This window comes from Adhaeribacter sp. (assembly GCF_057359045.1).
Genome location: NZ_JBMQUD010000082.1, coordinates 1 through 10,494, shown reverse-complemented (window position 1 = coordinate 10,494; position 10,494 = coordinate 1). Strand labels below are relative to the sequence as shown.

The 10,494-nt window shown below is 44.2% G+C and carries 7 protein-coding genes and 1 pseudogene; 2 read left to right on the top strand and 6 right to left on the bottom strand.

The annotated features are described in order from the left end of the window. A pseudogene (locus tag ACO1R6_RS13130) lies at positions 1 to 350 on the top strand (porphobilinogen synthase); the annotation flags it as partial. 107 nt (positions 351 to 457) lie between these two features. Here ACO1R6_RS13130 and ACO1R6_RS13125 read toward each other — a convergent pair. The 6 genes from ACO1R6_RS13125 to ACO1R6_RS13100 form a co-directional block, all read right to left on the bottom strand. Next, positions 458 to 3,364: a FlgD immunoglobulin-like domain containing protein gene (locus tag ACO1R6_RS13125; protein ID WP_486265317.1), complete on the bottom strand. Its 2,907-nt coding sequence runs from the start codon at positions 3,362 to 3,364 to the stop codon at positions 458 to 460. 440 nt (positions 3,365 to 3,804) lie between these two features. Continuing rightward, positions 3,805 to 4,299 carry a hypothetical protein gene (locus tag ACO1R6_RS13120; protein ID WP_486265316.1) on the bottom strand — a complete coding sequence of 165 codons (495 nt, stop codon included), beginning with the start codon at positions 4,297 to 4,299 and terminating at the stop codon, positions 3,805 to 3,807. Positions 4,300 to 4,585: 286 nt separating this feature from the next. Continuing rightward, positions 4,586 to 4,969, bottom strand: coding sequence for a co-chaperone GroES (locus ACO1R6_RS13115; protein WP_486265315.1), 384 nt, complete (start codon positions 4,967 to 4,969; stop codon positions 4,586 to 4,588). A 133-nt stretch (positions 4,970 to 5,102) separates the two neighbouring features. Next, a complete protein-coding gene (locus ACO1R6_RS13110) occupies positions 5,103 to 5,636 on the bottom strand; it encodes a hypothetical protein (protein ID WP_486265314.1) in 534 nt (177 codons plus the stop codon). A 152-nt stretch (positions 5,637 to 5,788) separates the two neighbouring features. Continuing rightward, complete coding sequence (locus ACO1R6_RS13105; RefSeq protein ID WP_486265313.1) at positions 5,789 to 8,104, bottom strand: GH92 family glycosyl hydrolase; 2,316 nt, start codon at positions 8,102 to 8,104, stop codon at positions 5,789 to 5,791. Positions 8,105 to 8,340: 236 nt separating this feature from the next. Continuing rightward, positions 8,341 to 9,435: a PAS domain-containing sensor histidine kinase gene (locus ACO1R6_RS13100; RefSeq protein ID WP_486265312.1), complete on the bottom strand. Its 1,095-nt coding sequence runs from the start codon at positions 9,433 to 9,435 to the stop codon at positions 8,341 to 8,343. Positions 9,436 to 9,837: 402 nt separating this feature from the next. Between ACO1R6_RS13100 and ACO1R6_RS13095 the strand changes: the two genes are divergently transcribed. Continuing rightward, positions 9,838 to 10,359: a DUF4943 family protein gene (locus ACO1R6_RS13095; protein ID WP_486265311.1), complete on the top strand. Its 522-nt coding sequence runs from the start codon at positions 9,838 to 9,840 to the stop codon at positions 10,357 to 10,359. Positions 10,360 to 10,494: the final 135 nt, after the last annotated feature.

The window sequence follows — 10,494 nt, the reverse complement described above, 5'->3', positions numbered from 1 at the left end:
ATTCTGCTCCTAAGTTCGGTGATAAAAAAACTTACCAGATGAACCCGGCCAACAGCCGCGAAGCTTTACTCGAAGCCGAACTCGACACCCTGGAAGGTGCTGATTATTTAATGGTAAAACCCGGTTTGCCTTATCTGGATATTGTAAAATCGTTGCGCGATAATTCGCATTTGCCCATTGCGGTTTATAACATTAGCGGCGAGTACGCCATGGTAAAAGCGGCCGCCCAAAACGGTTGGATAGACGGCGAACGCGCAATGCTCGAAATATTACTAAGCTTTAAGCGGGCCGGCGCCGATATTATTCTTTCTTACTTTGCCAAAGAATACGCACAATTATTAAAAAGATAAATAATTTTATCTTTTGCTATAAGAAAACGGAGGCTCAAGTAATAAGCCTCCGTTTTCTTATAATATCTTTTTAGCTCTTGCCCAACCCGCATTTACTTATTACAGAATTATTCGGGTAACACCAGCAGTTGCTTTGTAATTTGTTTATTGCCAACCTGTACGCTGCAAAGGTAAATACCACTGGCTACCCGTCCGCCGCGCTGATACCGGCCATCCCATTCAACGGCATACTCGCCGGCTTGCTGCACCGCATTTAACAAATGGTTTACTTCGCGGCCGGCCACATCGTAAATTTTTACAGATACCTGGGCTTCTTTGGCTAAAACATACGGAATAGTAGTACTGTAAATTGTTCGGGTAGAAGTTTTATACGGGATGGGGTTCGGGAAAATTTTACCTACTGAAAAATCGCCTTGTAAATCGTCTACAGGGTCCAGAATAGGTTCAATATATTTATGGCTGTAAACCCCATTACCGTGCGTGCCCACTACCACTAAGTTATCGGTATTGCGGCTAATAACCATATCAACGGGTACATTCCCAATAGTGGGCGTTCCTTCTTTAACCCAGGTGGTGCTGGCCCCCCGCAGGTTAGCGGTAGCATACAAGCCGGTGCTGGTACCCACAAAATATTTGGTTTCGCCGCGGGTGGTGGTACCGGGTGGCAGAATACTTACCCAACGCACTGAAGGCCCGTTGCCGCTGCCGTCGGGGTTTTGTTCTAAATTGCCCCCAATAGCCGTCCAGGAGGTGCCGCCGTTGGTAGTCTGGAACAAACTCATTACCCCGTAATTAGAAAAAGTAATAATTACGTTATCGGCATTGGTGGGATCTACGGCTATACAAGAGATATACCCGTTAGCCGGAAAACTGGTGCTGGTTATATTTGTAACCGGCGGATTATCGCTGGCCAGGGCGTTGGTCAATTTATACATTTTGCCGTTATCGGTACCAAAATACACCATATTGGCGGGGGTTTTACTTACGGCAATCGCACTGATATCCTGGTTGGTTTCGGTTACAGCAATAATTTTCCAGTTGGTGTTGGGTTGGTCGCTAAAGTTGTCGCCTTGCCCTACCGGTATGGCATCAATGTTATTATTACGCCAAAGCGTATCGCCGGCCGGCAAGTACATTACGTATTGGTTATTGGGGTCGAGTACGTAGGGGTTCACAAATATATAGCCACTACCACCCTGCGGATCGATGCGGGCATACCCCCGGAAAGAACCGGAATTAGAAAACGCGTACCGGTAAATAAAACCGTTTTGTGCCGATACAATTAAGGAATTACCTACCGCTGCCCCAAAAGCACCATCGCCGCTAAGCAAAGAATACCATTCGGTGTTGGCAGTAGCCTGCTCAGCGGCATAAGTACCATTGTCTTGCATGCCGCCCATTATAAAATTATCGGTTTCGTTTAAATCTATGGCTACCGAGGTAAACTGCGTGGTTAAATAACCCCGGTTCAAACTTTCCCAACGCACGGTATCGGTGGCCAGAATGTTACTGGTGCGACTCAGCCCCCCATCGTGCGCCGATACGGCCCGCGCAACATCAGACGGGTAAAAAGCCAAAGCATGCTGGTCGGGGTGGTGGTTGGGGTACATGCCCGCATTATTTTGTAAGGTGTAACCGCCGATCCAGCGGGTTGCAAAAGGAGTAGCAAAACCGTTGGTAGACACATACAAGTTGGTACCGCCAACAAAAACAATATTGCTGTTGTCGGGCCGTACTTTTACCAGCATGTTATAACTGTTCTGGTGTTCGTAATTACCTACCTGGCCACCAAAAGCAGGTATACTGCCCGAGCGGTTTTCCCACACGCCCCCAGCGCCAGTTCCATTGCCCGACACGTAAGTATAGCGCCACAAACTGGCATCGAATAAACCATAACCGGGCGTATCAGCCAGAAAGTAAACAATATTTTCGTTTGCCGGCGAAATATCCAACACTATGCGCCGGTAAATCGGTGGCCAGCCGGCTGGGGTAATATCGGCCCAGTTAACGCCATCCGTCGACCGGAAAATACCTCTGATGGTGGCCGAACCGCTGCCGGTATTATTGGCCTGGCTTAAGGTGGCGTACATGATGCCGGTAGCGCTAATGGCAATATCGGTAAACCGGGCGTGGTTGTTGGCCTGGGTAGCAGTACCGGCACCCAAAACATTGGTCCAGGTATTGCCGCCGTTTACCGACCGCTGAATTCCACCAATAGTAGCGGCCAGTACCTCGTCCTGCGCGGCATTGGCCGGATTGGTTTTTACGCGCCAAACCCACTGAAACACGTTATTAAAAGTACTGGCATCGTTGCTAACGGTAGCCGGCAAAACCGTCCAGGAAACCCCGTTGTTCGTAGATTTAAAAATACCATTACCCCGGTAAGCCGCACCGGTAGCCGAGGCCGAGTTTCCTTCTAATTCGCCGGTACCATAATACCAAATATTTGTTTTACCCGCCCTAACATCCTGGCTAACGGTCGTAACGCTCTGGAGCAAAGCCGGGTCGGTGGTTTTTTGCCAGGTAGTACCGCCATTAACAGAGCGCCACATACCGCCCGACACGCCGCCCGCTATAATAGTATTTTCGTTTGCCACATCTATAGCCAAAGCACGGGTACGCCCGCCCACATTAAACGGTCCTCTACTGTCCCAACCCAGAACCATACCGCGGGCATTGCGGCCAAACCGGTTAATATTTACCAACTCGGCGGTGGGTATGGTGGCCGAAAAAATAAGCTCTTTTTTCCGGATATCGGCCGGAATAGTGTTGGTATAAGGATTGCGTAAGCGTTTAAACTCGTAGCTGTAACGGGCCTGCGGGTCTTCGGGAGAGCCGATGCTGGCTTTAATTTTCTTCCGGACTTTTTTCATGGCCATGGCCGCTGCCCGAACATCTTTGGTCGGGTGGCCGGGCAGTACTGTACTAGGCTGGTTATAATAAAAAATGAGACTAAACAGGAACAATAAAACCAAGCCGGCACTTACTGCTTTGCTATGCGGGGTAAAATTCATGCAATTGTACTATTTTATCGCTAAAGTATAATTAATTTAAGGCAGCTGGTTTATAAAATCATATCCCGCAACGGAAATCCAAAATTTACACCTTCCGGGCCTAATATTTATTGTAGCTGTTAAGTATTTTGGAAATGGCATTAACGTTTGCCCTTGCCGCGTGTTTTCACCGGCAACTAGTCGGGTAAAACTAAAAGATTGGCGGTGATAACACCACCAATGGTAGCGGTTAGTCCATTTAAGAAAACCTAAACAAGTTCATTTTTTAAATATTTAAGGCTAATTGACTTTGATTAAAGGGTAATCAACCCTAACTACCTACCCAACAACCTGCTTTATAAAACTCTTTTTTAGCTTGGCTATTGTGCGCTATTAAGGGTTTACTTTATAACTAAGCTAGTCTAATTTAGTTCTGATTTTTATTACGGTAATCTACCATTTTATTTAAGTCGGTACGTATAAACCTGGTACCAAGCCGCGGAACCCGCGTTTCCATTAGTTATATTTATAACATCGGCCTGAAAAACACTGCCCACTTTTAACCCCGGTAAAGGCGCTACCAGGCCCGGGAAATAAGTAGCCGAAGGGCCTATCGTAAACGCAAAGTAAACGGGTATTTCCTGTCCGGCGGCTACCACTGGCTTAAAGGCCGCACCCAATGCGATTACCTGCTTAATTTTTACGGTAGCCTTACAGGGTACTTTTCCGCAGGGAGTAGTTTTATCGGTGTCTAAGTCTGGTTTTATAGCAATTACTTCAGCCACTAAACGACAACTACCGGGTGCTACCAGCCCGTTGCTGTTTACCGGGGTGGCCTGGTTTATCGTAACCGCAGGTCGCTTTTCTGGTTGGTTCATGGTTTCCGGAGCAGTAGCCGTTGTAGCGGGTAAAGTTTCCGTCGATTTTTGCGCGGGGTTACTACAAGCTAGCAGCAAACAGCTTAAAGATAATATTTTACAAATAGCCACCGCCAAATAATCACCCGTATACAAATGCTTAATCTGTGTTTAAACGATGCTTTGGCCATTTAGTTGCTAGCCAATAAAAAGGCTGTTGCCGCCATGTTTAGAAATTTATTCTGGCAATAAAGCTTTATTTTCCTGATTAGGTTTTGGCTCCACAGAATTTTGATGAGGTTACTTTTATTGGCTAAGGTGCGGCAAAAAAAAATCCTGCCGGGTAACAGCAGGATTTTAAATTTTATAATGGAACGGTATTTAATTAAAGTAAATCTTCTTCCCGGACCAGCATGAGCAAAGCCGCCTGAGGAACAATAAAATATTTATTACCGTGGTAAATTATTTCTATGGCATCGCGCTGCAGGTAAATAGCTAAATCGCCTTCTTTGGCCTGTAAGGGTATGTACCGCACCTGCTCCTGCTCATCCTGGTTCCAGACTTCATCATCCAGGCCGTAATCGGCCGGAATAGGATAACCTGGTCCCACTTTCATGATGTAGCCTTCCTGCACTTTTTCTTTTTCCTGCACGCCGGGTGGCAGAAACAAACCACTTTTTGTCTGTTCTTTGGCAGTTTTAGGCTTTATCAGCACCCGATCGCCTACAATAATTACGCTTTCAAGTTTATTCGTTTCCAATACGCGCATCTATATTTTTTTAAACAGGGCGCAAATATACGCATAATCTTACTTTTGCCGCATACCTGTTTTTTATTAAATAATGCTGTTGGCTATATCTTAAAGGTAGAATCACCTCCGTTGCCAAGGCCAGGCTTAAATATTAAAGCGGGTCGGCCGTAACCTTAAAGGTCATGTTTACTTTTACGGTAATGTCACTGCTCACCGGCTCTTTGGCGGTACCCCGGGTGCGCAATGTAATGGTAGAGGCTTTTAAATATTTATCGAGCTTGATGTTGGTAGAATTTAGTTCGAGGCTCCGGCCCGCATTAGCCGGTATATTTTTAAGAGCGGCAACACTTACATCTGGCAAATTATCACCACCAATTAACAGCTCAACATCTTTTAAAAAGCCAAAATCTTCATTATCCGGCGATTCCAGGTTAAGTACTATTTTGGTTAAGATAACATCTTTTATCAGTTCGGCAGCGGTATTTTGCTTTTTAAATTCTTCTTTGGTATCGCTGTTTACCGTTACGGGCGGGCCCAAAACAGTAGCGTTGGGAATAATAGCCAGTTGGGGCACCGTAATGGTTTGCGACCGGTTAATATTAAAAGTAAGCAGTTTATCGATTTGTTTACACCCGGCAAACAACAGCGTAATAAAACAAATAAGGCTAAAAGATAAATATTTCATAACAAGCTATCTAACCAACATTCAAATATAACAATATTTACCTTACCTGTATACGTTTTTTAAACGAAAGTAGCCATAACCCGCTTGGGGTAAAAACAGGTTTTGGAATAAGGGTACTTTTGAAAAACTTCCAAGCAGGCCGCTTAAACAATTTACAACCCGGCCGCCTGATTCTTTATTTTATTACCCCATTTTTTATCGGGCTTTTCCTGCAGGTAAATTTCTATTTTGCCCCCCTGTATTAATTGGGCATGCCGGATATAATTGTTCTGGTAAGTTTTGCCGTTTATTTTAACGTTGGTTATAAACTGCGCCTGTGGTGTTTTTTTGTGCGTAATAATTTCTAGTGTTTTGCCGGCCGGTAATTGTAAAGTCACCCGATCAAAAAGTGGTGAACATAGCAAATATTCGTCGGAAACCGGGTTAAGCGGATAAAAACCCATGGCCGCAAAAACATACCACGCCGACATTTGACCGGCATCGTCGTTGCCGCTTAAACCGCCGGGGCCATCGCTATATTCTTCGGCCAGGATACGCCGTACCTGCTGCTGGGTTTTCCAGGGCGAAGCGGTATAATTGTACATAAAAGGTATCTGGTGACCGGGCTCATTGCCGTGCCAGTACTCTTTTTTAGCAAAAAGGCTATCGAGGGCAGCTTCCAGTTTACCGGCACCACCCATGAGTTTAGCCAGACCCGGTACATCTTGCGGTACGTAAAAAGTATATTGGCGGGGCGTGCCTTCAGTAATATAAGGTTCTTTCTTATCGGCCCGGAAGGGCTCGTACCAATTGCCGTTGGCGTAGCGCCCCCGTACCATACCCACGGCCGGGTCAAATATATGCCGGTAATTCAAAGCCCGTTTTTGCAGGGCCGTATAATCTTCGGTTTTACCTAAACCTTTGGCTACCTGGGCTAGCGCGTAATCGTCAAAAGCATATTCTAAGGTGCGGCTAACCTGTTCTTGTTTATGAAACGCTTCGGCTACTTTATCTTCCATGGGTATATACCCGTACTGCAAATACGAAGGCAAGGCCCGCCGGCCTTTACCGTTAATATAATCGTTTGGATTAGCTACGGTAAACGCATTTTGCCGCATAAGGCGATAAGCCTCATTTACATCATAATTCCGGATGCCTTTGTTATACGCCGAGGCGATAAAAGCCGTACCGTGGTCGCCGATCATGGCCGAGGTAAAACTGTTCCAGCAAGGGAAAATGGGCAACCAACCGCCCTGCTGACCTTTGAGCACCATAGATTGTACCATATCGTTTACCCGGCTAGGCTGTAATATTTGCAGTAATGGCAATTGAGCCCGGTAAATATCCCACATCGAAAAATCGTCGTAATAATTGCCTTGGCTAAGTTTATTTAGTTCGTAATTGCCCGAAAACCGGGGGTAAGTGCCATCGACATCGTTAAATAAACGGGGGTGCTGCTGGGCATGGTAAAAAGCCGTGTAAAATATTCTTTTATCCTGCTCATTGGTGGTTTCAACGTTAATATGGCCAAGGGCCTGGTTCCAGGTATTTTTGTTGCGGGCCACCAACTCTTCTAAATTATAATTTGTTATTTCGGTCGCTAAATTTTTGCGGGCACCAGCCAAACTACTAAAAGAAGTACCTACCCGCAGCCGCAGTTTTTCGCCTTTGTTTAGCTTAAAACCAATAAAAGCGCCAATGTCTTTTTTATTTTGGATAATACTGGCTTTAGAAACCTGGTTACCGCTGAAAGTACCGCTGCTGCCGCCGGTTTTTTCTATTTGCACCACAAAATAACCGCTAAAGCCGGCTGGTTTGCCCGAGCCCTGGTAAATGCGATGTACCGGATTATGGCCCCAGATTTCGCCGTTAGCAGCATCTACCTGCACCATGCCTTGCCCTTCGTCGGAGTTGGGTACCAGGAGTATGTACAAGCTGTCGGTTGCCTGCATGGTAAACTGCAGGAGGCCACAACGGGCCGTAGCGGTCATTTCGGCATCTAGTTGGTAGGCCGGTAAATTTACTTTGTAGTAAGCGGGTGTGGCAACCTCGTTGCTGTGCGAGAAAGGAGTAGCGTAATCGGTGGCTTTGGTTTTTAATTTACCGGTAAGTGGCATTAGGGTAAAACTACCGTAATCCTGCACACAGGAGCCACTAAGCCAGTGCGTGCCTCTGAAACCACTTAATTGGGTATCTTTATAATAAAAAGGCGCTAAACATTTTTGCTCGGAGATGCGGGTCTGGGGTGTCCATTGGGTCATGCCCAAGGGCACTCCTACCGACGGAATGGTATTGGCTAAATGCTCGGTACCGGCACCATGCTTTAAAGAGGCAGCGGTGGTACTGGCGGCCGTACCCGACAAAGGTTGTACATATCTCAGTAAATCGGGTGTTTGGGCACAAATGCCGGTACTGCTAAAAAAAAGAAATATGCCCGAGAGAACCTGTAAAATTGTTTTAGAATAAACCGCCGCTTTAAATATTTGCATTGCTATAAAATTTAAACCACATCTATCAATCCCCAACACCCAAACCGTATACTGGGTTATGTACTTGGGCGGTTAATTTAAGCAGTACCTGGCAGTTGCGCAAAGGTTATCCGGAGAACAACAGCCGGTTATAATAATTTAGCAAATAAAAGGCCTGGCATAAAAATAATCTGGCCCCGGAGTTGGGCATAAATTATCGGGCAGAAATAGCAGCGTAAGATTTTAAGCCGGTGTATTTATTCTTTGGGAACCCGAATGCAGAAGCTACTGCCTTCATTTTCGGCACTTTCAAAGGAAATAGTACCTTGGTGCATTTCTACCACTCTTTTAATAATACTCATGCCCAACCCAACAGTTGGTTCGCCGCGCAACCCTTTCCGACGCGCGCTGGTAAAACGCTCAAACAGGTTGGCGTGCAAAGCCTCCGGAATTCCGATGCCGTTGTCTTCTACGCTAACTTCTACGTGGCTCCCTTTATCGTCTATAAATAAATTTATAGTACCGTTTTCGGGCGTGAACTTTATAGCGTTAGAGATTAAATTATTAATTACCTGCATAAATTTTACTTCGTCCAGGTAAAGGTAAATCGGGTTTTGATTAGCTGCTACATTAAACTTTTTGGCCAGCGCCCGCTCCGACCGCCGGTAATTATCTATGACAATATTTATTCGTTCTACCAGGTTTATCCGCTCTTTTTTAAGTTCGGTATTGGCCGATTCTAAAAATTCCTGGTTTACCAAATCCCGGATTAAATCCATAGACCGGTTACAGGTATCCTGAATTAATTGTAAGTCGGCGGTCATTTCCGAATTTTTATACTGCTCTACCGACTCTTCTACCATGTTGGCCAATTGCTTAATAATACCCAAAGGCCCGGCCAAATCGTGCGACAGAATTTCTAAGGTAGAATTTTTTTTGGCAGTATATTTTAACGTAGTAAAGCTATGTTCTTTAGAAATGGTAATATCTTCTACCATACCCGAAACACTGTAAGAATTATCTTCGTTTATGATATTGTAGAGTTTTAAACAAACCCATTTTATTTGGCCGGCAGGCGTTACAATCCGGAATTCTAAAGATTTATTCTGCCTTTGGTAAACCAAATTCCAGGTAGTAACCAGCGCTTCTACATCGTCGGGGTGTACGGTTTGCAATAAATTACCCGGCTGCGTAACAAAGCCATTCCGGTCTCTGTCCCAGATGTTGTTAAAAACCGGACTTATGTACCGGAAAGTTTTAGGGGCTATATCGTAAATAAAAAAAACAAAATCTGCCTGTTCTACAATTTGTTCCAGTACGTACAAATTATCGAGATTATTCGTCAGGTTCATAAATGGTATTAACTTAATCGGCCGTTATTTTAATAGCGAAATATATTCCCCGACACCGGCACTCCTGAAAAAATTACAACTTCTTAATTAAGCGTAAAATATTCCGAATGTTTTGTAATAAATGCTTAACCAGAAGAATTAATTTAAAGGTATAAAATTAAAGTAACTATATACCAGTTTAGACAAGTTTATATGCCCTTACTTTAAATTCAATGCAGGACAAATGCAACCATTTATAGCTGCATGGCATCTTACTATTAGTCATATACTTTTGATAGACAATGGCTTAATCTTGTATTAATAATAGATATATTATCTTATTATGAGCTGTAATATATCTTTTGTTGCTATTTACTTAACCAGCAATATACCTCATGCTTAACATCATCTAACAAACAAAACATGAAAACAATTAAACTATTATATTTATTAGTATTCTGTATAGGGCTAATAAGCTGTAATGAAGAAGATGAAACAGCCGATGTTAAAATCAGCGTAAAAGAATACATCCGTTTACTAAAATCCAATCAGTACACAGCAGCTACTTTACCCGCTTTTACGGCGCAGGATATTCCGGCCTTGCTGGAATACCGGAACGAAACCCAACTGATTTCTCATTTTCCCACTAATCCCATCTCATCGACGTACGTACCAACGTGCAAATTAGGCATGTACGTATTATGGACGGTAGAATCCATCAGGGCGGTTTCGATAGAGAGCAAGTACTTGGTACAAAGGTTTCCTTCGCAACAACCCGTTTTAACGTTAAGAGCAACTCCCGAATTTAAAGTAGTTAACAATGATGCCTCGCACGAGATGGCCGCTAATGCCTATTTTAAGTGGTGGGACAATAATAAAAACAAAGCATTTAGCAGCTTTAACAACCTAGACCCATTAGCTGCTACTGATTACCGATGGCATTAAAAGTTAGCAGCCATTGTTTAGTAAAAGATTCTTTTGGTAAAACTTTTTTGATCAGAAAAAAAGCGTCTGGTAAACGTTTACCAGAGGCTTTGACTTAAAACGGCTTAGGTTTATTTACCCTTATAGCCTTAATAT

What these genes read in the sequence shown, in the direction of transcription:
- ACO1R6_RS13125 (WP_486265317.1), bottom strand. Translation starts at nt 3,364, where the DNA reads ATGAATTTTACCCCGCATAGCAAAGCAGTAAGTGCCGGCTTGGTTTTA.
- ACO1R6_RS13115 (WP_486265315.1), bottom strand. Translation starts at nt 4,969, where the DNA reads ATGCGCGTATTGGAAACGAATAAACTTGAAAGCGTAATTATTGTAGGC.
- ACO1R6_RS13110 (WP_486265314.1), bottom strand. Translation starts at nt 5,636, where the DNA reads ATGAAATATTTATCTTTTAGCCTTATTTGTTTTATTACGCTGTTGTTT.
- ACO1R6_RS13105 (WP_486265313.1), bottom strand. Translation starts at nt 8,104, where the DNA reads ATGCAAATATTTAAAGCGGCGGTTTATTCTAAAACAATTTTACAGGTT.
- ACO1R6_RS13100 (WP_486265312.1), bottom strand. Translation starts at nt 9,435, where the DNA reads ATGAACCTGACGAATAATCTCGATAATTTGTACGTACTGGAACAAATT.
- ACO1R6_RS13095 (WP_486265311.1), top strand. Translation starts at nt 9,838, where the DNA reads ATGAAAACAATTAAACTATTATATTTATTAGTATTCTGTATAGGGCTA.